Genomic DNA, 24,697 nt, shown 5'->3' with positions numbered 1-24,697 from the left:
TAGGACTTCTGCACGCCGGCAGTTACGGCTGGTTTTATCGAGTTGCAAGTGAAGGGCGGCACCTGATGACGCGGAGAAAGACGAACAGCCGGGCAATGTTGCTGGCAGGAGTATCGACCTGCCTTCTGGCGTTGACGATGACCGCCGGGCCAGCCAGTCAGGCAAACGCACAGGCCGGTTCGGAGCAGGCTCAGGCCCGCGCCGCGCAAGGCGAACGAATCAACCGTGTGGTGTTCGAGGGCAACAAGAAGCTCACCAAGGAAATCCTTGGCGATGTCGTGGCCACGCAGGCCAGCAATCCTTACAATCAGGTCACGGTCAACGCGGATGTCGAGCGAATCCGGGATGCCTATCGCCGCGCCGGACGTTCGGCGGCGTCGATTACGCCCCGCACGGTTCCGCTGCCCAATGGCACGGTCGACGTCGTGTTCACGATCAACGAGGGCGACAAGACCGGCGTCAAGGAAATCAACTTCGTCGGTAACAACGCTCTCTCTTCCTACAAGCTTCGTAACCTGATCACGACAACGGAATCGAACCTGCTGTCATGGTTGAAGTCCTCCGACGTTTATGATCCCGCACGCATTGCCGCTGACGAGGATGCTATCCGCCGTTACTATCTGAAGAACGGCTATGCCGACTTCCAGATCCTCTCGACAGATGTTGTGTACGACTCGCAGCGCGAAGGCTATGTCGTCACTTTCAATCTCTCGGAAGGGCCGCAATATCGCATCAGCGATGTCACCGTCGATTCGCGTGTGGGTGTGGCTCCGTCCGAGCAGCTTCAGCCACTGGTGCGCACCCGTGCTGGCGACGTGTATGACGTCGAGGCAGTGGAAAAGTCGCTGGAGCGTATTACCAAGGAAGTCAACAGCGACGGTAACCCGTTCGTTCAGGTGCGCCCCACCGGGTTGCGCAATCCTGGAGACAACACGGTTTCCATTCAGTACATCGTTGATGAAGGCCCGCACGTCTACATTGAGCGCATCAATGTCCGCGGTAACAGCCGTACGCGTGATCACGTCATTCGCCGCGAGTTCGATATCGGTGAGGGCGATGCCTATAACAAGGTTCTGATCGACCGGGCCGAGCGGCGTCTGAACAACCTCGGTTACTTCAAGAACGTTCGTATCACCAGCGAGCCGGGATCGTCGCCGGATCGTGTGGTTGTCAACGTGGATGTCGAAGATCAGTCCACTGGTCAGTTTTCGGTCTCGGGTGGTTACTCCACCTCGGATGGCTTCATCGGTGAGGTCGCGGTTTCCGAATCGAACTTCCTCGGCCGCGGTCAGTTCGTCCGTCTCGCCGGGTCTTGGGGCCAGTATTCGCAGGGTGTCGACTTCTCGTTCACCGAGCCTTACTTCCTTGGCCACCGGATCGCGTTTGGTTTCGACGTGTTCTCGAAGTTCACGGATAACAGCCGCTATTCGCGCTATGAAGACCGGGTAACCGGCGGTCAGCTGCGCGTCGGCCTGCCAATCGATGAAGCGACGACGCTGACTCTGCGTTACTCGCTCTATCAGTCACGGATCAAGGTTCCGAATACGTGGCGCCATCCTTATGGTGACTGCTCGATCCCGATCCCTGGCTATACAGCTTTGAACCCGGATGGCTCGTCGCTGTATCCGAATTGTACGTGGGATGGCGAGGCATCGCTGGCGATCAAGGAAGCTGCTGGTACGACGCTGACGTCGCTCGTCGGTGCGACACTGACCTACAACACGCTGGACAACACGCGTAACCCGACATCGGGTCTCTACGCGGAGTTCAAGCCGGATGTCGCCGGTCTTGGTGGCGACTCCCGCTTCATCCGTGCAACGGTTGATGCTCGCTACTACCATGAGCTGTTCGATGAAGTCGTCGGTTTCGTCCGGCTGCAGGGCGGTCACATCCGCTCCTTCGGCAACAAGGATCTGCGTATCGTCGACAACTTCTTCCTTGGCCCATCGCTTGTCCGCGGCTTCGCTCCGTCCGGTATCGGTCCGCGCGATATGTCCGGAGACTTCCAGAACAACGCACTCGGCGGCACGACCTACTTTGGCGGTACGCTCGAAGTGCAGTTCCCGATCTTCGGCCTGCCGCGTGAACTTGGTCTGAAGGGTGCTGTGTTTGCCGACGCCGGTACCCTTTACGGCTATGAAGGACAGAAAGACTTCGCATCCAGCCTTGGCGTGCCCAGCAACTGTGCCGGCCTGCCGGGTTATGTGTCCAATCGCCAGCCGACCTGCGTCAACGTCAAGGACGACAAGAACATTCGTTCGTCCGTCGGTGTCAGCCTTCTGTGGTCGTCGCCGCTCGGCCCGCTGCGCTTCGACTACGCCTACGTGCTGTCGAAGGTTACAGGCGACCAGACACAGGCATTCCGCTTCTCCGGCGGTACCAGCTTCTGACGGCTGGTTTTTCCGGGGTAATTGGGGAGATCGACAGGGATGGCCTTGCGCCATCCCTGTTTTTTTGCGAAACGGGCTGGCATGAGCGATCCAGTATTTTTTTCCGATGTCGGGTCAGTCATTCTGAGCGACATTGCCGAATTGGCCGGTATCAACTTGCCTGAGGGCGTTGACGGGTCGCGGATAGTGTCATCCGCAGCGCCGCTGGAAACGGCTGGTCCGGATGATATCGCCTATATGGACAACCCGCGTTATGCCGCCATGCTGGCTGAAACGAAGGCCGGTATTTGCCTTGTTTCGCCACGCTTCGCAGATCGCGTGCCTTCCTCGACGCTGTCTCTGGTAACGCCGGTTCCCTACCGCGTCTTTGCGCAGGTTCTGGCCAGGCTTCACCCATCCGCTCTGCGGCCTCGTCCGCTTTTTTCGGGATCTGGCGTATCGCCGGGAGCGGTCGTGCATCCTGATGCGCGGCTTGAAACCGGAGTTGCGGTTGATCCCGGCGCTGTCATCGGGGCTGGCGCGGAGATCGGAAGCGGCACGGTTATCGGCGCCAATGCCGTTATCGGGGCTGAGGTGCGTATTGGCCGTGATTGCAGTATCGGACCCAATGTAACGATTTCACATGCTTTGCTCGGGAATCGGATCGTGGTTCATCCCGGTGCCAGTATCGGGCAGGACGGGTTTGGCTTTGCCATGGGACCGGGCGGCCATCTGAAGGTGCCGCAGGTTGGCCGCGTCATTATTCAGGATGACGTTGAAATCGGCGCCAACACCACGATCGACCGGGGCGCCAGTCGTGATACGATCATCGGCGAAGGCACGAAGATCGACAATCTGGTGCAAATCGCTCACAACGTGGTCATTGGCCGCCATTGCGTGATCGTGGCGCAGGTCGGAATTTCGGGCAGTACGACGCTTGGGGATTTTGTCGTTTTTGGCGGGCAGAGTGCCGTGGTTGGCCATGTCACCATCGGTACCGGCGCGCAGTTCGCTGCGCGCAGCGCTGTTGCCGAAAATGTGCCTGCCGGCGCGAAATGGGGCGGGGCTCCAGCCCAGCCGATCAAGGAATGGATGAAGGAAGTCGCATGGTTGAAGATGATGATTTCAAGTCGGTCGCCGGGTGACCGCAAGTCATCGTCCGGCAACACCGGCGACGATTCTCAGTGAGGCAGATTGCTGCCCGACCAATGGACACGATGATCTTGCACCTGTGTCAGGGAGCATGATCCAGGGAGCACCTATTACATGACAGACGTGCCGTCGCACCTGAATACAGCCGATATTCTGCAAATTTTGAGCTATTTGCCGCATCGCTATCCCTTCCTGCTGATTGATCGCATCATTGATATGGATGGCGACAACAGTTGCATCGGCATCAAGAACGTCACGTTTAACGAGCCGCAATTTCAGGGGCACTTTCCTGTCCGGCCGTTGTTTCCGGGCGTCTACATGATCGAAGGCATGGCCCAGACTGCCGGGGCTTTGTGCGTCGCTTCGCAGATTGCTGAAAAGGCACGGCCGAAGGAAGTGTATTTCATGACGATCGACAAGGTGAAGTTCCGCAAGCCGGTCGAGCCGGGTGATGTCGTGCACTATCACATGACGAAGCTCGCGAACCGTCGTAATATGTGGTGGTTCCGGGGAGAGGCGAAGGTCAACGGCACGCTGGTTTGCGAGGCCGAGCTTTCTGCCATGCTCGTCGTCGAGTGAGCGGGATATTGCCGATGAGCAAAGCGGATACGGCCGTGATTCACCCTTCGGCGTTGATCGAGGAGGGGGCGCGGCTTGGCGCAAACGTGCGCATCGGGCCCTTTTGCGTTGTGGGCGCCGATGCTGAAATTGGCGACGACTGCGAGCTTGCAAGTCATGTCGTCGTTGCCGGGTTGACGCGCATCGGTCCCCGCTGCCGGATTTTTCCTTTTGCGTCCATCGGGCACCAGCCGCAAGATCTCAAGTATCATGGCGAGGCATCGACGCTGATTATTGGTGCGGACTGCCTCATCCGTGAGGGGGTGACGATCAACCCCGGCACCGAAGGCGGCGGCATGGAAACGGTCATTGGCGATCGTTGCGCCTTTCTGGCCAACTCCCATGTGGGCCATGACTGCCACGTAGGCGACTGCGTTATTTTGTCGAATAACGTGATGCTGGCCGGACACGTCACGGTTGGCGACCATGTCATCATCGGCGGTGGAGCGGCGGTTATTCAGTTCGCGCGCGTGGGTAGGCATGCATTCGTCGGCGGCTTGTCAGGGTTGGAAAACGATCTCATTCCCTATGGCATGGCGCTTGGCAACCGGGCGTATCTGGGCGGCTTGAATATCGTCGGCCTGCAACGGCGTGGCTTTTCACGGGAGCAGATTCACGAACTGCGTCGCGCCTACCGCGCCCTGTTCGCCGATGAGGGAACGTTGTTGGAGCGGGTCGAAGACGTCGCTGCTGCGTTTCCGGCTTCCGAACTGGTCGACGAAGTGCTTTCGTTTATCCGCAACGCAGGTAAGCGATCCATCTGCGTGCCGAGAGACGGGCACGGGCACTAATCGTGGCAGGGCAGTCCGAAGCGGTTGTCATGCTGGCAGGCGGCGGTGCCTTGCCGGTGATGTTGGCTGATGCGCTGCATGCTCGTGGCGTGCCGACGCGTATTCTGGCATTTCGTGGCTTTGCCGGGGCGGATATATCGCGCCGGGCCGATGCGACCGTCAGCATGGTGGATGTCCGGCGGACATTGCGTCTGCTGGCTGAATGGCAGCCCGGATGCGTGGTAATGGCGGGGCCGGTCAGCCGGCCGCAGCCGTCGGTGGTGCTGAGTGCTTTCGCTGCCTACCGCAATCGGCGCGAAATCGCTGCGTTGATGTCTCTTGGCGATGATGGCTTGCTGTCAGGTGTCGTACGGCTTCTGGAAGACCACGGGCACAAGGTCGTTGGTGTCGACGAACTGGCGCCGGAACTGCTGGGCCGGATCGGATGCATCACCGAGCGTGGTCCTGATGAAGCCAGCGCAGGGGCGGTCGCGATCGGCCTGGATCTGTTGCGCACGGTTTCGCGCTTTGACGCCGGGCAGGCCACAGTTGTCGGCGGCAGGCGGGTGATCGCTTTGGAAGGGCCCGAGGGTACGGACGCCATGCTGAAGCGTGTACGTTGGATGCGGTTTACGCGGCGGTGGCGATCTGAGAATCGCGGCGTTCTGGTGAAAACCACGAAGGACGGGCAGGATTTCCGGATAGATCTGCCTGCAATTGGCCCCAGAACTGTTCGTCTGGCCGCGAAGGCCGGGCTTGATGGCATCGCCTATGGCGCGGGACGCACGCTTGTCATCGATGAGGCAGAGCTTATCCGAGAGGCGGACAGGCGCGGTCTTTTTGTGGTTGGTATCGAAACCTAGAACGCGCATTCAAGAATCTATATTTTGCTGCTCCCGCCTCTGCCTGTCTCTCGTCAAGGTGAGGTGGTCTCATTCTTCGAGTTGAAACAGGCCTCTGGCGAACGGGATTGGGACATGAACGACCAGCTTGAAACTGATAAGCCCGTGCATGTTTTCATTGTCGCGGGTGAGGAATCCGGCGATCAACTCGGTGCGCGGCTGATGCGTTCGCTCAAGGCGCGCGGGGACGTGCGCTTTTCCGGTGTTGGCGGGCATGCCATGGAGGCTGAAGGGCTTACCAGCGTGTTTCCGCTTGCTGATATCGCGGTGATGGGCTTCGTCGCGGTAATCGCGCGGCTGCGTACCATCGTTCGGCGAGTTCATGAGACGGTCGCTGCGGCGCTTGCGGCCAATCCGGATGTGCTTGTCATCATTGACAGCCCGGATTTCACACATGCGGTGGCCAAGCGGGTGCGTGCCGCGCGGCCGGAGCTTCCGATTGTTGATTATGTCAGCCCCAGCGTCTGGGCATGGCGGCCGGGCCGGGCACGAAAGATGCGTGGTTACGTCGATCACCTGCTCGCTCTGTTGCCGTTTGAGCCTGAAGCCCATCGCCGCCTCGGCGGGCCGCCTTGCTCGTATGTTGGCCATCCGCTGATCGAGAGACTTGAGACGCTACGTCCCGCGCCGGGTGAGCGGCCCTCTATTGCGGACGCCGAAAAGTTGGAAGTGCTGGTGCTGCCCGGTAGCCGGCGCTCCGAGGTGAGCCGCCTGCTGCCGGTTTTTGGTGATACGTTGCCGCTCATCGAAGCCCAGGCCGGACGGCCCATCCGTTTTGTATTGCCTGCCGTGGCGCATGTCGCACCGCTCATTCGCGAGGCGGTGTCGCAATGGCCGGTGAAGCCTGAGATCGTTGAGGGCGAGGCGGCCAAATATGCCGCTTTCAGACGTGCGCATGCTGCGATTGCCGCATCGGGAACTGTAACGCTGGAACTGGCGCTTTCAGGCGTGCCGATGGTCGTGGCTTACAAGGTGTCGTGGCTCGAATCGCAGGTGCGGCATTTCCTGACGGTGTCGACCGTGACATATGCCAACCTGATTCTCGGCGAGAACATCATCCCGGAGCGGCTACAATGGGATTGCACGCCGGAGAAACTCGCGGCCACGGTATTGCCGTTGCTTGCGGATACGCCTGATCGAAGACGGCAGACTGAGGCCTTCCGGCGCCTTGAAGAGGCCATGGCAATCGGCGATGACACGCCCAGCGAGCGTGCGGCGCGGATTGTCGCTGCAGAAATTACCCGGCGGCAATAAGACCTTCTAAAAACCCGCGCACGATCGGCTGGCAGGGGTTTGGGGCCTTTTGCCACGTTGCCTATATGCCAACGCGGTCAGCATCGACTGCGCACGGCGCGCCGCGAAATTATCGACCCCAGCATACTGGATCATGCGATTTTAGCCTGCCGCCCTGCATGGTGCGGCAGCGCACACCCGCGCGCAAATGCTTGCCCCGCATGGGAACGGATAATCATACATAATTGAACTGGCAAATGTTTTCCGCTGTTTCTACAGGCTCATCTCTTGGGCCAATTGACAGTGGTCCGAATCCGCGTAATGCTACATGTGCATGCCTAGACAGACTTATGTGCATACCTAGGTTTCTTTTGAAATAGTTACGTGTCCGACTAAATTGGGCGAAGCCCATCATCAACAATCATACGGAACACGCAGGGGGGAACGGCGGATGCGCGCCGAGGCGATTCTCGCAACACGTGATTTGACGATAGAGTTCAAAGGGTTCAAGGCGGTCGACGGTGTCAGCCTCAACGTCGAGGAGGGTACTATCCATGCCCTTATCGGGCCGAATGGCGCTGGCAAGACGACCTGCTTCAATCTCTTGACCAAGTTCCTCACCCCCACACGCGGGGCAATCACCTACAAGGGCAAGGACATCACATCCATGAAGCCGGCGGAAATCGCGCGGCTTGGGGTGGTGCGGTCATTCCAGATTTCGGCAGTGTTCCCGCAATTCACGGCGCTGGAGAATGTCCGCATCGCGCTTCAGCGCCGGCGGGGGGATTCGTTCGATTTCTGGCGCTCCGAAAGCCTTCTGCGACGCTATGACCGCGAGGCCAGAGGTCTGCTCGAAGCCGTGGGGCTGTCAGAGTACGAAAAAACCCGGGCGGGCGCGTTGCCCTATGGCCGCAAGCGCGCGTTGGAAATCGCCACAACGCTCGCGCTCGATCCGTCGATGTTGCTGCTGGACGAGCCGCTGGCCGGCATGGGGCACGAGGACGTGGATCGCATGGCGGAACTCATCCGCCGGGTGTCGGCCAACCGCACCATTCTGATGGTCGAGCATAACCTTTCTGTCGTGGCCTCGTTGTCAGACAGGATCACGGTTCTGGCGCGTGGCAAAGTGCTGGCGGAGGGGGATTACAAGACGATTTCCGGCGATGCGCGCGTCGTGGAAGCCTACATGGGAGGCATGCATGCCTGAAGCTGTTGTCCGCCCATTCCCCGCGCCGAAACCTGCGGCGGCTCCGCTGCTATCCGTGCGGAACCTTCAGGCGTGGTATGGCGAATCTCACGTCCTGCACGGGATCGATTTTGATGTCGCGCCGGGAGAAGTCGTGACGCTGCTCGGCCGCAACGGCGCCGGCAAGACCACAACCTTGCGGTCGATCATCGGCATTCTGCGCAAGCGCACCGGGTCCATCAACTTTGACGGGCAGGAGACCATACGGTTGCCCGCGCGGCAGATAGCGCGGCTGGGTATTGGCTACGTGCCGGAAGAGCGCGGGATTTTTTCCAGCCTGTCCGTGGCCGAGAACCTGATTCTGCCGCCGATCATCAAACCCGGCGGCATGACGCAGGACCAGATTTTCACGCTGTTTCCCAACCTGCGGGAGCGGCTCTTCAGCCAGGGCACGAAGCTGTCTGGCGGTGAGCAGCAGATGCTGGCAATCGCCCGCATTCTGCGCACCGGCGCTAACCTCATTCTGCTCGATGAACCCACCGAAGGACTTGCGCCGGTGATCGTGGAGCAGATCGGTCACACTATCGCGCGGCTGAAGCAGGATGGCTTCACCATCGTTCTGGTGGAGCAGAACTTCCGCTTCGCGTCGACGGTCGCAGACCGTCATTACGTTGTGGATCAGGGGCGGGTCGTCGACATGATCCGCAACGACGAACTCGATGCGAACATCGACAAGCTGCACTCCTATCTCGGCGTATAACACCATATAAAATCAAATTATCACAGTGGCATACGTCAATATGTGAAACAAAATCATCAAGGGGGAAACAATGGGTATCAAGACCTGGTTGCTGGCTACCACCTTCATCGTCGGCGCATTCAGCGCGGCTCAGGCGCAAATCCCGGTGAAACTCGGCGTGCTGAACGATCGCTCCGGCGTCTATGCGGACTTGTCCGGCGAAGGCTCCGTCATTGCCGCTCGGCTTGCGGCTGAGGATTTCAAGGCGGCTGAAAAGGGCATCAATGTCGATATCATCTCCGCTGACCACCAGAACAAACCGGACGTAGGCTCGAACATCGCCCGCCAGTGGTATGACCGGGATGGCGTCGACGTCATTCTCGATGTGCCCACGTCCTCGGTGGCGCTTGCCGTGTCCCAGATCACGCGCGAGAAGAACAAGGTTCTGATCGCGTCTGGCCCGGGCGCGACCGAACTCACCGGCAAGCAGTGCTCGCCCAACACCATCCATTGGACCTACGACACCTATTCACTCGGCAAGGGCACGGGCTCTGCGGTGGTCGCACAGGGTGGTGATACCTGGTACTTCCTCACCGCCGATTATGCCTTTGGCCATGCGCTGGAGCGCGACACCGCCGAAGTGGTGAAGAATGCCGGCGGCAAGGTGCTGGGGCAGGTCAAGCACCCGTTCCCGGGCGGTGACTTCTCGTCGTTCCTGTTGCAGGCGCAGGCTTCCAACGCCAAGGTCATCGGCCTTGCCAACGCTGGTGGCGACACCATCAACGCCATCAAGCAGGCGTCCGAGTTCGGCATCGTGGCCGGTGGACAGACGCTCGCAGGTTTGCTGGTCTTCTTGTCCGAAGTGCACGCTCTCGGTCTTGAGGCTGCCCAGGGTCTGGTGCTGACGGAAGCGTTTTACTGGGATCAAAACGACGGTACGCGCGAGTGGTCCGAGCGTTTTGCGGCGCAGCACGGCGGCAAAAAGCCGACGATGGTGCACGCCGGCGTTTACTCCGGCACGCTGCATTATCTGAAGGGCGTCGAAGCTACGAAGTCCAAGGATCCGGAGAAGGTGCTGCAATGGATGCGTGACAACCCGTCCGAGGACCCGCTGTTCGGTAAGGGCGAAGTGCGCGTCGACGGCCGCCACGTCCACGACATGTACCTGTTCAAGGTCAAGGCGCCTGGCGACTCCAAAGGCCCATGGGACTACTACGAGCAGTTGGCGGTGATCCCGGCGGCGGATGCGTTCCGTCCGCTTGATGGCGAAGCCTGCAACCTCGTCAAGTAACGCGCTTCAAGGCCGGAATGCGGGCTGGCTGTTCATGCCGGCCCGCATTTCCGGTCAGTCAATATGTTGATGTCATATGCTCATATAATGCATCATGATACGATAGCAACATATTGATATGAAACGCTATTGCCTTCATCGGATACCATCTGCCTCTGAAAGGCGTATCGATGTTCGAACTTCTCGGCGTTTCGCCTCAGGTCCTGTTCGGCCAGCTTTTGCTGGGGCTGATCAACGGTTCGTTCTACGCGGTGCTCAGTCTCGGGCTTGCCATCATTTTCGGCCTGCTCAACATTATCAACTTCGCTCACGGCGCCCAGTACATGATGGGTGCGTTTGTTGCGTGGATGCTGCTGCAATATGCCGGCGTCGGCTATTGGTGGTCGCTGCTGATCGCCCCGCTGGTGGTCGGTGCGACGGGTATCGTCATTGAGCGATTATTTCTCTCACGATTGCAAAACGTCGATCATCTCTACGGCCTGCTGCTGACATTCGGCCTCGCGCTTATCATTCAGGGCGTATTCCGCAACGAATACGGCGTTTCGGGTCTGCCATACGGCATTCCGCGCGAGCTGGCGGGCGGGAATAACCTGGGCTTCATGTTCCTGCCCAATTACCGGGCATGGGTTGTGGTGGCGGCCCTTGCGGTGTGCATCGTGACGTGGCTGGTAATCGAGCGCACACGCCTTGGCGCCTATCTGCGTGCAGCGACTGAAAATGCCACGCTTGTCGGAGCCTTCGGCATCAACGTGCCGATGCTGGTGACGCTCACCTACGGCTTCGGCGTCGCGCTCGCAGGCTTTGCCGGTGTGCTGGCCGCGCCGATCTATGCGGTGAACCCCAACATGGGCGCGGACCTCATCATCGTGGTGTTCGCGGTGGTTGTCATCGGCGGCATGGGCTCGATCCTCGGCTCCATCGTCACGGGCTTCGCGCTCGGCATCGTCGAGGGGCTGACCAAGGTGTTCTATCCCGAGGCATCCTCGACCGTCATCTTCGTTATCATGATCCTCGTGCTTCTGGTGAAGCCCGCTGGCCTTTTCGGGAGGGCTGCCTGATGACCACCCAGGATATCGCAGCTTCCGGCACCGCCGCTGGCGAGCCTATCGATACCGTTGCGCGCGGCAACTCCCGGCTCTATGGCGCGCTGTTCATTGCGTTGATCGTCGGGTTGCTGATTGCGCCGCACCTTCTCTATCCTGTCTTCCTCATGAAGGTGTTGTGCTTCGCGCTGTTCGCGGCGGCGCTCAACCTGTTGCTGGGCTATGGCGGCCTGTTGTCCTTCGGGCACGCGGCCTACTTCGGCTTCGCGAGTTACGTCAGCGCCCATGCGGCCAAAGTGTGGGGGCTGACGCCGGAACTGGCCATCCTTGCAGGCACGGCCACTGCGGTTGTGCTTGGCCTCATATTCGGCGCTCTGGCCATCCGCCGGCAGGGCATCTACTTTGCCATGATCACGCTGGCGCTGGCGCAGCTCATCTACTTCGTGTCGTTGCAATCGGCCTTTACGGGCGGTGAGGACGGCATTCAGGGCGTGCCGCGTGGCAATCTGTTCGGCGTCATTCCGCTCACCGATGATCGCACGCTTTATTACGTGGTCGCGGCGATCTTCCTGTTCGGCTTCCTGCTGATCTTCCGCATCATCCACTCGCCATTCGGCCAGGTGCTGCGCGCTATTCGTGATAACGAGCCGCGCGCCATCTCGCTCGGCTATCGCACGACCCAATATAAGCTTGCCGTGTTCGTGCTTTCCGCCGGTCTGGCGGGGCTTGCCGGCGGCACGAAAGCCATCGTGTTCCAGCTCGCCTCGTTGACGGACGTGCACTGGACCATGTCTGGCGAGGTGGTGCTGATGACGCTCGTCGGCGGCATGGGCACGATCTTCGGGCCGATCGTGGGTTCGGTGATTGTGGTGTCGATGCAGAACTATCTGGCATCGTTCGGCGCGTGGGTGCCGATCATCCAGGGTATCGTGTTCGTCGTCTGCGTGATGCTGTTCCGCGAAGGCATCATCGGCGTGCTGTCGCGCTGGGTGAAGCGGCCGCTGTAACGTCTCGCATCTGCCGAGATAAAAGGCACGAGGCGGTGGGGAGTTCGCTCCCCGCCGCCAAAAGCGTAACCTGAAAACCACGTTTGCTGTTTCAGAAGCGCTGTGTCTTGTCGCTGACGCTATGGAGGGCTATAAGCCGCTCACAACTCCGAAAACTCCAGGTTTTAGACGGATATATCATGGCTCTTGAGCGTACTTTTTCAATCATCAAGCCCGACGCGACCGAACGCAATCTCACCGGCGCCATCAACGCCGTCATCGAGAAGGCAAGCCTTCGCATCGTCGCCCAGAAGCGCATCCTTCTGACGCGCGCACAGGCCGAACAGTTCTATGCCGTCCACAGCGCCCGTCCGTTCTTCGGCGAGCTGGTCGATTTCATGATCTCCGGCCCGGTCGTGGTGCAGGTTCTGGAAGGTGAGGACGCCATCGCGACCTATCGCGAAGTCATGGGCGCAACCAACCCCGAGAACGCAGCAGAGGGCACGATTCGCAAGCTCTTCGCCAAGTCCGTCGGTGAGAACTCCGTCCACGGTTCGGATTCGCCCGAGGCCGCTCAGGTGGAAATCGCACAGTTCTTCGCCGGCAACGAAATCGTTGGCTGAAGTGCGTTTCGGTCGGACGCAATTGTCTGATCGACAGGAATTTGCTTAAATTCCAGATAATTGGCTGCCTTTCATTCTCTGATGAAACGCGAAAGGCAGCCAGAGCAGTTTGCGTTCAAGTCGATCCATCGCCTTGAACGCAAGTTGCGGCGAAATATAGAACCTAGAGCGCTATGCTCAGGTGACGGCGCTTTCTCGGGCGCTCCCATAAAGGCACTGCGATGATGATGTCGGGTCTCAGCAAGTTCAGTGGAACAGAGTTCGGTCAATCGCGCGTTTCTGGCTCAAAGATTGCCTGTATTGCCTTTGCGGCGGCGATGGCGACGTTTTCGCTGCCGTTGACGGCATGGGCCGGCGCAACTCCGCCGCGACAACCGGCAGGTGCCGGCACCGTCGATTTGAGCAGCGCCAGCCTCGACACCATCCGGTTGCATATTCTGGACGCATGCGTGGTTCAGCAATGGGGCGTTTCGAGTTCCTCGAAAGACAGCTACGCCGACCGTTGTGGCTGTTATGCGCGGCGCATCACGCAAGCCATGGGTGAGGACGAATTGGCGGCGTTTCGCCGCTCCGGTGTCTTTAGTAACACCGCCCGGCCCAAGGCTGAGGCTGCACGGGCAGCTTGCAAGCTATGATCGCAGCCGCCGGGATGTGATCTCCCGGCGGGCCTCGTAAAAGCTGGTAGCAGCCCGTCAATCGTCCTTGATCAGCTCAAGCTCCTCGCAGGTGCCGTGTCCGACAGGAACAGCGCGGTAGAAGCACGAGCACCGGCCGGTGTGGCAGCAGCCGCCATCGCCAGCGACGCGCACCTTGATCCATATTGCGTCCTGATCGCAATCGACGCGCATTTCCACAACAGTCTGGATCTGGCCCGAGGTATCGCCCTTGTGCCACAGGGTCTGGCGTGAACGCGACCAGTACCAAGCCTCGCCGGTCTCGATCGTGCGGCGCAGAGACTCGGCGTTCATATGCGCAACCATCAGCAGGTGGCCAGTATCGGCATCGGTAGTGACGCATGTCACCAACCCGTTGGCATCAAAAGCGGGGGTCAGCGCGAGCCCTTCCTCCAGCGCTGTCTTGTCGCTGGGGGGCTGTTGAAAGAGGCGGTCTGTCACGGAATTATACCCTGAAGAAAATGCTGGATTGAGATGCTGTGGGCAACTGACAGGCGTCACTGTACAGACGATAAAGCGCGTGCAAACTGATTGATCGATTTGCACGCGAACATCTCTGACGGACAATGAAAATAGCCTGACAAAAGCCCGGTGTCACTCGCGGATCAGCATGAAGAACCGTGCCTGAAGGGCCGGGTCTTCCTCGAACACACCCGTAAAGCGGGTGGTGATGGTGGACGCACCCTGTTTCTGGATGCCGCGCATGGCCATGCACATATGCTCCGCTTCGAGCATGATGGCGAGACCGCGCGGGCGCAGGGTGTCGTTGATCGCATCTGCAATCTGCGCCGTCAGTGCTTCCTGCGTCTGAAGGCGGCGGGCGAACACGTCAACCACGCGCGCAAGTTTGGAGAGGCCAACGACGCCGCCCTCCGGGAAATAGGCGATATGCGCCTTGCCGATGATCGGCACCATATGGTGCTCGCAATGGGAGAAAAACGATATGTCGCGCACGAGGACGATATCCGAATATCCCTCGACTTCCTCGAAAACACGGTCGAGAACTTCGACCGGGTTGTCGCGATAGCCGGCGAACAGCTCCTCATAGGCGCGAACCACCCGTTTGGGTGTATCCAGAAGCCCTTCGCGGGCCGGGTCTTCGCCGATCCAGCGCAAGAGCGTCAGCACGGCGGCTTCGGCTTCGGCGCGTGTTGGCCTGTCGGAAATCGGCTTGTCGGATTCGGCCTGACTGGCTTCACCGTCGGACAAGGACTTAACCACGGCATCCATGTGGTGCCTCCCGTTGTTTGACCGGCCGGGTGGGGACGGTTTCGAGATTTGCAGGGCGGGATATTTTTCCCGTAAACATCAATCTTATATAGTTTACGTTGACGATACCACAACGGATCACCCGGCATCGGCAGCTTGACCACATCTATGCCGGGCTGCCAATGGGATGATCAGGCCTCCGGGGCCTTGGGCGGCGGTTGCCACCCATCCGGAGCACGCCGAAATGGAAAGACGATGCTGAACGAAATCTATTCCCGGCAGATATTGGTGCTCGCGAGTGACATTCCCCGTCTGGGGCGGCTTGCCACGCCTGATGCGACGGCGACCGCGCACGCGCGCCTTTGCGGCTCCACCGTCACTGTCGATCTGGTGATGTCCGGGGAGACTGTGAGCGATTTCGCCCACGAGGTGCGGGCGTGCGCCTTGGGGCAGGCGTCATCGTCAGTCATGGGGCGTCTTGTCGTCGGTTCGACGGCGCAGGAGCTGCGCGAAATCCGCGAGGTCATGCGCCGCATGCTGAAAGAGGGCGGTGAGCCGCCGTCCGGCCGGTGGGAAGACCTTGCCGTGCTGGCTCCCGTGCGTGACTACCCGGCGCGCCATGCTTCGACGCTGTTGACGTTCGACGCCGTTCTTGATGCGCTATCGCAGATTGAGGACAAGCGGCGGACACAAAAAAACGATCCGGCAGATGAGGGCCGGATCGTTCTGGATCAGCTGGTATGACGCGGTTTCGACGTCAGTTGATACCGAAGGCGTAGGCTGCGCTCAGGCCAAGGGAGAACTGGTTGCGGTCGCCAAGGCGACGCACGATCGGGCTCTTGCCGGCATCGCCGACGAGGCGGCTGTAGGTTGCCTTCGCGGTGGCGCTCCACTGATCATTAATCTGGTAGGCGAGGGATGTTGCCGCCCCGGCGCTCTGGATGCCGGAGCCGGGCTTGTATTCGTAAAGGCCGTGCTGCGGGAACACCAGATTGTTCAGCGAAGCTTCATAAGCGTTCACGCCATAGTTGCTGCGCATCATCTTGCCACTGGCCCAGCTCACACGCGGACCGACGGTGAAAGTAAACTGACCGAACGGCTGCACGAAGTCGCCGCCCAAATCGACAACCCAGCCGTCTTCACCGCGAAACCCGTGACGGACTTCGGCGCGGGCGCGCAGATTATGGGTCGCCCAAACTTCGGCGAACACGCCCGCCTCGACGCTCCATGGCAGCTTGCGCAGGCCGAACAGCTTGCGGTCGTCGGCCTTGTAACGGCCGCTGCGATAGCGGGCGATGGGACCGAAGCTCACATATTGATTATCGAGCAGATCGATGGTGAGGCCGTCGCCCGGAACCGCGGCGCGCCGCGCCTGTCCACCCCGGCGGATGCCGATCAGCGGATAGGGCGTGATGCTGTATTTATCGGACCCGCGGAAAGACGGTCCCACATCGGCATTGGCGCTGACCGTCACAATCCAGCGAGCCGAATCAACCGGAGCCGCGACGAATGAGGGAAATGACGAGCCGCCAGCTTCGCCGGCGTAAGGGTCGTAACCCGCGTTTTGCGCGGCAGCGGGGGTGGCGGCAATGGCGGCAGCCAGAAAACCCGAAGCGGCGATGATTTTCAGAGCGGGACGGGATGGATGACGCAACACAACATTTCTCCACTGTCTGACGATCTGACTCTGCCGCATAATCTTCACCAATTGGTTAGCGCCAACAACATAACCCTGATGATCGCCGATTCATGCTATGACTACACCAGATAACACACAACCGCAGCGTCAGACGTGTCCAAATTGCATCTCTTCAAGACTATGATCATCAGCGCTGTCCGCAGGCCCGGCGTTTTTATTGCCCGCACGCTGATCCGTATTTATCAGTTGACGCTTTCATCCATATTCGGGCGCCATTGCCGCCATTTGCCGAGCTGTTCGTTTTATACAGACGAGGCGATTGACCGATACGGCTTCTGGGCCGGCGGCTGGGTCGGACTGGCGCGCGTCTGCCGCTGTCACCCGCTGGGCACGAGCGGTCTCGATCTCGTGCCCGACGCATTGCCCGCGACAGCTCGATGGTATAAGCCGTGGACCTACGGGCGCTGGAGGGGCACCAATGCACCGCCAGCCACCAGACCATGCATGGTCTGTGAGGACGTCGACAAGGACGGCGGCGACACCTCGAAGCCCGGCCTGACCTCCGTCCGTTGACCCGGCCGCGCGGCTATTGCCTGCCCGTGGCCATCATTTTGTCTGCTGACAAGTCGCTTACCTGTTCTGTGTGCAGGAGTGAGCCGGAGACTTTATTTGATGATTACCCTGACATTTCCCGATGGTGCATCGCGCCAGTACGCCCCCGGCATCAGCGGTCGCGAGGTGGTGGAAAGCATTGCCAAGTCGCTTGCCAAGCGCACCGTCGCCATGGCGCTCGATGGCGAAGTGCGTGACCTGTCCGACGCCATCCCCGCGGATGCGCGCATCGAGTTCGTTTCGCGAGACGATCCGCGGGCGCTTGAGCTTATCCGTCACGATTGCGCCCACGTGCTGGCCGAAGCGGTGCAGACGCTGTGGCCCGGCACGCAGGTCACCATCGGCCCCGTGATCGAGAACGGCTTCTACTACGACTTCGCGCGCAACGAGCCGTTCACGCCGGAAGACTTCACCGCCATCGAGGCGGAAATGAAGAAAATCATCGCCCGCGATGCGCCTTTCACCAAGGAACTGTGGTCGCGCGACGAGGCAAAGGATTTCTTCCGCGCCCGTGGCGAGCACTTCAAGGTGGAGCTGGTGGACGCCATTCCTGCCGGCGACGATCTCAAGATCTATCGTCAGGGCGAGTGGCTCGACCTGTGCCGCGGCCCGCACATGACGAGCGTCGGCAAAATCGGGAACGCCTTCAAGCTGATGAAGGTCGCGGGCGCCTACTGGCGCGGCGACGCCAACAACCCCATGCTGACGCGTATCTACGGCACTGCATGGGCCACGCAGGAAGATCTCGACAACTACCTCCACCAGCTTGAGGAAGCCGAGCGCCGCGACCACCGACGGCTGGGCCGGGAGATGGATCTGTTCCATTTTCAGGAGGAAGGCCCCGGCGTCGTGTTCTGGCACGAGAAGGGCTGGACGATTTTCCAGCAGCTCATCGCCTACATGCGGCGCAGGCTGCACGGTGATTATCGCGAGATCAACACGCCGCAGATCCTCGACAAGGCCATGTGGGAAACGTCCGGCCACTGGGCGTGGTACCGCGAGAACATGTTTGTCACGCAGACCGAGGACGACCGCGTCTTCGCCATCAAGCCGATGAACTGCCCCGGCCATGTTCAGGTGTTCAAGCACGGTCTCAAGTCTTATCGTGATCTGCCTCTGCGGCTTGCGGAATTCGGTTCGGTGTCACGCTATGAGCCATCCGGCGCGCTGCATGGCCTGATGCGCGTGCGTGCCTTCACGCAGGATGACGCACACGTCTTCTGCACTGAGGACCAGTTGGCCGAAGAGTGCTTGAAGATCAACGACCTGATCCTCTCCACGTATGCCGATTTCGGCTTCGATCTCAACAATATCGTCGTGAAACTCTCCACGCGGCCCGAAAAGCGCGTGGGCGACGATGCTCTGTGGGATCACGCTGAAGAGGTGATGGGCAAGGTGCTGGAAGAAATCCGCGCGCGGTCGGGCAACCGCATCCGCACCGAGATTTTCCCCGGCGAGGGTGCTTTCTACGGTCCGAAGTTCGAGTACGTGCTGCGGGATGCGATTGGCCGCGACTGGCAGTGCGGCACGACGCAGGTGGACTTCAACCTGCCGGATCGCTTCGGCGCGTTTTTCGTCGATCACGATGGGCAGAAGAAAACCCCGGTCATGGTGCATCGCGCCATCTGCGGTTCGATGGAGCGCTTCCTCGGCATCCTGATCGAGCATCATGCCGGTCATTTCCCGCTGTGGCTTGCGCCGGTGCAGGCAGTGATCGCCACCATCACCTCGGACGCGGACGATTATGCGCGTGACGTGGCGGCGGAAGCTGAAAAGTGCGGACTGCGTGTGGAGACGGATCTGCGCAACGAGAAGATCACCTACAAGGTGCGCGAACACTCACTGGCCAAAACGCCCGTGCTGTTGGTGGTCGGCAAGAAAGAGGGCGAGCAGCGCACGGTGTCGATCCGCCGTCTCGGCTCGCAGGCGCAGCAGCAACTCCCGCTGGACGAAGCGCTTGACCTGTTGGCGGCTGAGGCTTTGCCACCCGATGTGCGCCGCGCATCGCAGGTGTGACCGCGATAGCGTTCAGGTGTTATGTCAAAAATGAAAAGCGCGGGGTCGATGATCCCACGCTTTTTTGTGGCTTCGGCATATCGCCGTAATTCGCATCACGCCTCTCACAAAAGCTGAGACGATTGCTGGTTTGCGCGGTTGCGCAGACGGGTGCGGTTGTGCACACGAGTATATTCCGGGCTATCGCGGTCGATGGTTGCGATCACCACCGAGGCCATGCGACGCCGGTTCCTGCCAAGGAAATTGCCATCCGGGCCGATGATGCCACCGGGAAGTCCGTGGCTGGTTTCCACGGCCGTCGCCAGCCCGACCCACAGCGCATTGATGGCGGCATGGGCCTGCGCCTCGATGGCGAAGATCGCTTCATCCGAATAGGATGAAAGCAGTACGACATCCGCCGACAGGCGCTCATAGGCTGCGAACAGCTCCGGGTAGTGCACTTCCGTCGACAGCGCGCAGCCAAAACGGTAACCATCGACGACGAACGTCGTGGACGAGGAACCGGGCGTATACCACAGGCTGGAGCCATCGCTGGCGCAGAGCCGCTTGTCATAGCGGGTGATGAGAACGCCCTTGTCCGAGATCACGTACAGACTGTTGTGCGGCTCGCTCGGCGGCGGCAGGCGATGATTGCAGCCAACAACGGTCCAGAGCTTGAGCTTGCGCGCCAGAGCGGCGGTTTCCGCCAGTTCCGTGTCGATAACGTCCCAGTCAACCCGATGCCAGTTGTTGATGTGATTCCGGGCGCGGCCGGACAGGGCGCACTCGGTGAACTGGATCAGGCGGGCACCCTTGTCGCTGGCGCGTTGCATCAACGCGCGGATATGCCGCCCATTGGTTTGAACATCGGCGGTCACGTGGCTTTGCGCCACGGCTATGGACAGGGGGCTGGAGAGATTCGTCATTTCTGAAGCGTGACGGTTTTACGACAATCTGCCAACCCCATCTGATGCATGGCGTGGCAAAAATAATTCATGGCGTGCCAGGTGGCACACCAAAGCGAATGAGAGAAACAGCTTTTGAGGCTTGAGATATTCTCTCTAAGACAATGTAACACATAAAAAAATATTACCCCCTCATGTCCGGAGGCATGGTTACGAAATAATTGTTCTTAACAGGCGGGCTCGTCACTGGCTGCCGACGATTTCGATAGCTGCGTCGGTGCCGCTTTGAACTGTGAATTCGCGTGAATAAACTTGCCCCTCATGCCGTGCGACGACAACATAGTCGCCTTCAGCGAGGATAAGCGACGGGAAAGCGCCAATTTCCTCGTGAATGGTGTCGCCGCCGGGGGTCAGTATGCTGAAGGCGGTGCCGGCAAAGGCTTCGGCGCCCTCCATGGCGACGAGCTTGAGCGTGACGCGCGCGCCGTGATGGCTGATGGTGGCATCGGTCACCTTACCCACTTCGACGCTGAGATCCGTCCGCGATATGGCATTTGCCTTCCCATAGGTCGACACCACGTGATAATCGCCTTCCGGCAAGCGCAGGATCGTGCCAGATGCAATGTTGGCAACCACCAGCCGTGCTTCGGGATCGTTCTGATCGGGCAGGTAGACGGAATACGTCAAATCCTCGTCAGGTATCGGTTCTGTACCGATCATGCCGGTGACGCGCAGGCCGCCGGCCGCAATCGCGAGGCGTGTAATGGAATCTGCCCGCAACGCGACACGGGCGATGGCGCTGGTGAAACCATAAGATACATGCACGATATAGTTGCCCTGCGGAAGGATCTGCCGTGGCGTCGCCTCCTCCAGTTCTGAGGCCAGAACGGGTGTGCCGTCTGCGTTGATGGCGTAGATGCGCCATGTCAACCCGGACTGGATCGGCATTTCGCTATCCGCCAGGGTCGCGGTAAGAGACAGCGAATGGACAGAGCCGTTTCCACCTTCAAGCACCCCCGGCAGCACATTCGGTCTGTCGCTGAAAGTTCTGCCTTCCATTGGAAGCGACGGCGTGATGGGGATCGCCGCCGGTGCACCGTTGCTTTGCGCCTGCACGTGCGGCGTGGACGTGAGACTTGCAATCGCAAGAGCGAAGAGAGCGAAGGAGGTGCGGGCTTTACGCATTGGCGGCAACCTTCTGCGTCAATATCCGAATTGCGCGCGCAGTATCCGCTCGTCCAGGCTGTGGCCGGGGTCATGCAGCATGATGAGGTCCACGGAAGGATCGAGCGCGATATCGACGTAAGAGACCGACAGGATCTCGGTGTGATCGGCGACGGCATTGACCGGGCGCTTTTCCGCTTCCAGCACCTCGAAGCGCAGCTTGGCATGGTCCGGCAGCAGAGCACCCCGCCAGTGCCGGGGGCGGAAGGCCGAGATCGGCGTCAGCGCCAGCAGCGGAGCGTTCAGTGGCAGGATGGGGCCGTTGGCAGAGAGGTTATAAGCCGTTGAACCGGCCGGCGTCGCGACCATGATGCCGTCGGCGATCAACTCGGCCAGGCGCACCTGCCCATCGACCTGAACCCTGATCTTCGCCGCCTGATAGGTCTTTCGGGACAGAAACACCTCGTTGATGCCGTGCGCACTGAACGAGCGCCCGTCAACATCATGCGCCTGCATGAGAAGGGGATGAACGGCGCTACGCTGGGCTCGCGCAACACGCTCAAGAAGATCGTCCTCGCGAAACTCGTTCATGAGGAAGCCGACGGAGCCGCGATTCATGCCGTAGATCGGCTTGCCGGTTCCAAGAAAGCGATGCAGCGTCTGCAGCATCAACCCATCGCCGCCCAGCGCAACGACAAGATGCGCCGTATCCGGATCGCGCGCACCATAGCGGGCTTCCAGACGTTCTTTGGCTGCCTGTGCTTCCAGGGTGTCGCTGGCGACAAAGGCGATGGACAGTGTTTCACTCATGGCAGGAACTTACGCTGATGGCAGGCATGTTGCAATCCGCCATGCAAGGCTGTCCTCAGGCGCAAAGGCTGTCCTCAGGCGCAGCTATCGATCGCCTGATCCGGCATTGTCCTGCGGCAAGCAGTTCAACGCTGATCTTCCCGGCGCCTGTCGGTTATGACGACATATTCCGCATCGACAATATCATCGTTGCGGTCATTCTGCGTGCCGCGGGGGCCAGGAGCTGGCACCGACGCCTTGCTTCTCCAACGCCCAACAATTCCGAGGACAAGGCCGCCGATCAATACGACCGGAAAAAGCAACAGAAACGCGCCCGCTGCCACGATAACAAGCGTCAGCAGCACCGTAATCGCCAGTGCCGACAAAAGAACCAGCTTCCATTTCGGAAGCTGGACGACACGGACACGCGCGAAGCCGAAAGGACTTCGGCCAAAGGGATCATTCGTCATCAGGACATGCCTCGGAATAATTGGCGTTTCACTCAGTATACCAAGTTAGACGCAGATTGTGGTTAAATGTGGAACTCGCGGCTCGTGCGATGATCTGCTGCTGCATGGTGCCCCGAAGCGCTTAGACTGGCAAACAGGATTATAGATCTACCGACGATCATGCACCCGCTTCTGGAGCTGGCGATAACCTGCGTCTTATACAAGTTCCATCAAGATGGCTGGAAAAGGCCGTTTGCATGAGCGTACCTAGCTTGAAAATAGCAGTATTTATGACAGGATACGGGGCATTATCGGGAGGCCAGCTTGACCGACGATCCCATTCGCCCACGCCCGACTGACCATGCATTTCTCGGCGATTTGCGCGGCGGCTCGCATGAGGCGACGTATTCCGGCGCGTTGTCGTTCATGCGCCGCCGTTTCAGCCGCGACATCGATGGCGTGGACGTCGTCATCTGGGGGGTGCCCTTCGATGCAGCCACATCGAACCGCCCCGGAACACGTTTCGGGCCGCAGGCGCTGCGCCGCGCATCAGCGATCTTCGATGGCGATCCGCAGTTTCCGTCTGGACTCGACCCGTTCGATGCGCTCGCCGTTGTCGATTGGGGGGATTGCTCGTTCGACTATCGCCATCTCGATCAAGTTCCCGGCCTGATTGAAGCGCAGGCCGTCGATATTCTGGCAGCCGGCGCGCATCTCATCACGCTGGGCGGCGATCATTCGATCACGCTGCCGCTGTTGCGCGCCCATGCCAGTCTGCATGGACCACTGGCGCTGGTGCAGTTCGATGCCCATCAGGATACGTGGGAAGGCGATGGCGGGCAGTCGCATGGCGCATTCGTCACGCAGGCCGAATCCGAGGGCCTTATCGACACCGCGCGGTCGATCCAGATCGGTATTCGCACTGTCGCGCCTGATGATTTCGGTATCGAGATCGTCGATGCTTATGAGGCGCACGGGTTGGGGCCGTCGGGCATCGCGGCGAGGGTGCGTGCGCGGACAGGCGGTGTCCCGACCTATCTGTCTTTCGACATCGATGCACTCGATCCGGCATTTGCTCCGGGCACGGGGACGCCGGTTGCGGGCGGTATGACATCGATCGACGCGTTGATCGCGCTTTGGTCGCTCCGCGATCTCGACTGGCGCGGCATGGATATTGTCGAGGTATCGCCACCGTACGACCATGCGGACATCACGGCGATTGCCGGCTCCACCATCGTACAGCATTATCTCCAGATTCTGGCCGAAAAGGCCCGATGATCACCGGGAATGCGTGCTTGACATCACGCGCCCATACGCCTCAATGCCGCACAAGATTATTGCGAGGGTTCCATCATGTCCGGTCAGCCTGCGGGCGACATCAATGCCAATCCAGCCGCCATCAAGTCATCAGGCGGCAAGCCGCGTGTCTTCATAGACGGGGAGGCGGGCACGACCGGGCTCGGGATTCGCACGCGTCTCGATGAACTCGGCTTGGTGGACGTGCTCGGGATTGATCCGGCTCTGCGCAAGGATGCCGATGCGCGCCGGGCGCTGATGGCCGAAGCCGACCTGATCATTCTTTGCCTGCCCGACGATGCCGCGCGCGAAGCCGTTCAGCTGGCCGCCAGCCTGGGAGAGAATGCCCCGCGCGTTCTCGATGCCAGCACCGCCCACCGTGTGGCCGATGGCTGGACCTATGGCTTTCCGGAAATGGACGAGGGACAGGCAGAACGCGTTGCGGGCGCTTCGCATGTCGCCAACCCCGGCTGCTATGCTACCGGCGCAATTGCCCTGCTGCGGCCTCTGGTCAAGGCAGGCGTCCTGCCCGCCGATTTCCCTATCAGCATCAATGCCGCAAGCGGTTATTCGGGCGGCGGCAAGGCGATGATCGCCGATTACGAATCCGGAGAGGCGCCCGCCTTCGAGTTGTACGGCCTTGGCCTGACACACAAACATCTGCCCGAGATTGAGGCCTATGGCCTCCTGTCGCGCCAGCCGATTTTCGTGCCCTCGGTAGGGAATTTCCGGCAGGGCATGCTGGTCAGCATCCCGCTGTTTCTCGATGCGCTCCCGGGCAAGCCGGCAGCCGCCGACCTGCACGGTATATTCGTGCGCCATTATGGCGATAACGGTGAAGTTGCGGTTGTGCCTTTCGCGGACTCGAAAGCGGCTGGCCGTATCGAGGCGCTGGCGCTCAACGACACCAACCGGCTTGAGATCAACGTATTTGCAAACCCTGCAGGAGACCGGGCCGTGCTCGTGGCGCGGCTGGATAACCTGGGCAAGGGCGCTTCAGGCGCGGCAGTCCAGAACCTGCGGCTGATGCTCGGCGTCTGACAGCCAGCTTGC

25 protein-coding genes are annotated in these 24,697 nt (G+C 60.2%); 19 read left to right on the top strand and 6 right to left on the bottom strand.

The genetic code is table 11. The features are described from left to right. Positions 1-65 precede the first annotated feature (65 nt). The 13 genes from bamA to FHS81_RS09780 all read left to right on the top strand — a co-directional run bounded on the left by bamA (position 66) and on the right by FHS81_RS09780 (position 13,547). Positions 66-2,390 carry an outer membrane protein assembly factor BamA gene (bamA, locus tag FHS81_RS09840; protein WP_183752467.1) on the top strand — a complete coding sequence of 775 codons (2,325 nt, stop codon included), beginning with the start codon at positions 66-68 and terminating at the stop codon, positions 2,388-2,390. An 81-nt stretch (positions 2,391-2,471) separates the two neighbouring features. Continuing rightward, positions 2,472-3,557, top strand: a complete 1,086-nt coding sequence (lpxD, locus tag FHS81_RS09835; RefSeq protein ID WP_183752465.1) for a UDP-3-O-(3-hydroxymyristoyl)glucosamine N-acyltransferase — start codon at positions 2,472-2,474, stop codon at positions 3,555-3,557. A 78-nt stretch (positions 3,558-3,635) separates the two neighbouring features. Then, positions 3,636-4,100 carry a 3-hydroxyacyl-ACP dehydratase FabZ gene (gene fabZ / locus FHS81_RS09830; protein ID WP_183752463.1) on the top strand — a complete coding sequence of 155 codons (465 nt, stop codon included), beginning with the start codon at positions 3,636-3,638 and terminating at the stop codon, positions 4,098-4,100. A gap of 14 nt (positions 4,101-4,114) precedes the next feature. Next, entirely contained in the window at positions 4,115-4,930 is an 816-nt protein-coding gene (gene lpxA, locus FHS81_RS09825) for an acyl-ACP--UDP-N-acetylglucosamine O-acyltransferase (protein WP_183752461.1), read from the top strand. 2 nt (positions 4,931-4,932) lie between these two features. After that, positions 4,933-5,772, top strand: a complete 840-nt coding sequence (locus tag FHS81_RS09820) for an LpxI family protein (RefSeq protein WP_343052465.1) — start codon at positions 4,933-4,935, stop codon at positions 5,770-5,772. A gap of 114 nt (positions 5,773-5,886) precedes the next feature. Beyond that, positions 5,887-7,065: a lipid-A-disaccharide synthase gene (gene lpxB, locus FHS81_RS09815; protein ID WP_183752459.1), complete on the top strand. Its 1,179-nt coding sequence runs from the start codon at positions 5,887-5,889 to the stop codon at positions 7,063-7,065. A 430-nt stretch (positions 7,066-7,495) separates the two neighbouring features. Beyond that, positions 7,496-8,251, top strand: coding sequence for an ABC transporter ATP-binding protein (locus FHS81_RS09810; protein WP_183752457.1), 756 nt, complete (start codon positions 7,496-7,498; stop codon positions 8,249-8,251). Further along, positions 8,244-8,990 (top strand): ABC transporter ATP-binding protein, encoded by a 747-nt coding sequence (locus FHS81_RS09805; RefSeq protein ID WP_183752455.1) that lies wholly within the window; start codon positions 8,244-8,246, stop codon positions 8,988-8,990. Before FHS81_RS09810 ends, FHS81_RS09805 begins: the two co-directional genes overlap by 8 nt. 70 nt (positions 8,991-9,060) lie before the next feature. Further along, the gene (locus FHS81_RS09800; protein WP_183752453.1) at positions 9,061-10,260 is read left to right on the top strand and encodes an ABC transporter substrate-binding protein; all 1,200 of its coding nucleotides are present in this window, start codon (positions 9,061-9,063) and stop codon (positions 10,258-10,260) included. Positions 10,261-10,430: 170 nt separating this feature from the next. Continuing rightward, positions 10,431-11,318, top strand: a complete 888-nt coding sequence (locus FHS81_RS09795) for a branched-chain amino acid ABC transporter permease (RefSeq protein ID WP_183752451.1) — start codon at positions 10,431-10,433, stop codon at positions 11,316-11,318. Beyond that, positions 11,318-12,310, top strand: coding sequence for a branched-chain amino acid ABC transporter permease (locus FHS81_RS09790; protein WP_183752449.1), 993 nt, complete (start codon positions 11,318-11,320; stop codon positions 12,308-12,310). Before FHS81_RS09795 ends, FHS81_RS09790 begins: the two co-directional genes overlap by 1 nt. A gap of 179 nt (positions 12,311-12,489) precedes the next feature. Further along, entirely contained in the window at positions 12,490-12,912 is a 423-nt protein-coding gene (gene ndk / locus FHS81_RS09785; protein ID WP_183752448.1) for a nucleoside-diphosphate kinase, read from the top strand. Between the two features lie 221 nt (positions 12,913-13,133). Next, positions 13,134-13,547 (top strand): hypothetical protein, encoded by a 414-nt coding sequence (locus FHS81_RS09780; protein ID WP_183752446.1) that lies wholly within the window; start codon positions 13,134-13,136, stop codon positions 13,545-13,547. 57 nt (positions 13,548-13,604) lie between these two features. Here the strand turns inward: FHS81_RS09780 and hisI are convergent, their stop codons facing one another. Then, positions 13,605-14,027: a phosphoribosyl-AMP cyclohydrolase gene (hisI, locus tag FHS81_RS09775; RefSeq protein WP_183752444.1), complete on the bottom strand. Its 423-nt coding sequence runs from the start codon at positions 14,025-14,027 to the stop codon at positions 13,605-13,607. 153 nt (positions 14,028-14,180) lie between these two features. Then, on the bottom strand, positions 14,181-14,816 hold the full coding sequence (gene folE, locus FHS81_RS09770) for a GTP cyclohydrolase I FolE (RefSeq protein ID WP_183752442.1): 636 nt from the start codon (positions 14,814-14,816) through the stop codon (positions 14,181-14,183). Positions 14,817-15,050: 234 nt separating this feature from the next. On the opposite strand from folE, the gene FHS81_RS09765 reads away from it, so the two are divergent. Beyond that, positions 15,051-15,539 (top strand): iron-sulfur cluster assembly scaffold protein, encoded by a 489-nt coding sequence (locus FHS81_RS09765; RefSeq protein ID WP_183752440.1) that lies wholly within the window; start codon positions 15,051-15,053, stop codon positions 15,537-15,539. Between the two features lie 13 nt (positions 15,540-15,552). On the opposite strand, the gene FHS81_RS09760 is transcribed toward FHS81_RS09765, so the two are convergent. After that, positions 15,553-16,452 (bottom strand): MipA/OmpV family protein, encoded by a 900-nt coding sequence (locus tag FHS81_RS09760; protein ID WP_183752438.1) that lies wholly within the window; start codon positions 16,450-16,452, stop codon positions 15,553-15,555. Between the two features lie 162 nt (positions 16,453-16,614). Here FHS81_RS09760 and yidD point away from each other — a divergent pair, with 162 nt between their 5' ends. Continuing rightward, the gene (gene yidD / locus FHS81_RS09755; RefSeq protein WP_183752436.1) at positions 16,615-17,007 is read left to right on the top strand and encodes a membrane protein insertion efficiency factor YidD; all 393 of its coding nucleotides are present in this window, start codon (positions 16,615-16,617) and stop codon (positions 17,005-17,007) included. Between the two features lie 99 nt (positions 17,008-17,106). Next, positions 17,107-19,062 (top strand): threonine--tRNA ligase, encoded by a 1,956-nt coding sequence (gene thrS / locus FHS81_RS09750; RefSeq protein WP_183752435.1) that lies wholly within the window; start codon positions 17,107-17,109, stop codon positions 19,060-19,062. Between the two features lie 104 nt (positions 19,063-19,166). Here thrS and FHS81_RS09745 read toward each other — a convergent pair whose 3' ends face one another. The 3 genes from FHS81_RS09745 to FHS81_RS09735 form a co-directional block, all read right to left on the bottom strand. Continuing rightward, the gene (locus tag FHS81_RS09745) at positions 19,167-19,967 is read right to left on the bottom strand and encodes a carbon-nitrogen hydrolase family protein (protein ID WP_183752432.1); all 801 of its coding nucleotides are present in this window, start codon (positions 19,965-19,967) and stop codon (positions 19,167-19,169) included. Between the two features lie 222 nt (positions 19,968-20,189). Continuing rightward, the gene (locus FHS81_RS09740) at positions 20,190-21,131 is read right to left on the bottom strand and encodes a hypothetical protein (RefSeq protein WP_183752430.1); all 942 of its coding nucleotides are present in this window, start codon (positions 21,129-21,131) and stop codon (positions 20,190-20,192) included. Between the two features lie 18 nt (positions 21,132-21,149). Beyond that, the gene (locus FHS81_RS09735; RefSeq protein ID WP_183752428.1) at positions 21,150-21,920 is read right to left on the bottom strand and encodes an NAD kinase; all 771 of its coding nucleotides are present in this window, start codon (positions 21,918-21,920) and stop codon (positions 21,150-21,152) included. A gap of 17 nt (positions 21,921-21,937) precedes the next feature. On the opposite strand from FHS81_RS09735, the gene FHS81_RS09730 reads away from it, so the two are divergent. From FHS81_RS09730 to argC, 3 genes are all read left to right on the top strand, one after another. Further along, complete coding sequence (locus FHS81_RS09730) at positions 21,938-22,435, top strand: hypothetical protein (RefSeq protein WP_183752426.1); 498 nt, start codon at positions 21,938-21,940, stop codon at positions 22,433-22,435. 237 nt (positions 22,436-22,672) lie between these two features. Then, on the top strand, positions 22,673-23,626 hold the full coding sequence (gene speB, locus FHS81_RS09725; protein WP_183752424.1) for an agmatinase: 954 nt from the start codon (positions 22,673-22,675) through the stop codon (positions 23,624-23,626). A 75-nt stretch (positions 23,627-23,701) separates the two neighbouring features. After that, entirely contained in the window at positions 23,702-24,685 is a 984-nt protein-coding gene (argC, locus tag FHS81_RS09720; protein WP_183752422.1) for an N-acetyl-gamma-glutamyl-phosphate reductase, read from the top strand. The last annotated feature ends 12 nt before the right edge of the window (positions 24,686-24,697 follow it).

The organism is Pseudochelatococcus contaminans, assembly GCF_014195635.1.
Classification (GTDB): domain Bacteria; phylum Pseudomonadota; class Alphaproteobacteria; order Rhizobiales; family Beijerinckiaceae; genus Pseudochelatococcus; species Pseudochelatococcus contaminans.
Note: the sequence above shows the minus strand (reverse complement) of the source record. Positions and strands in the feature narration are given on the sequence as shown.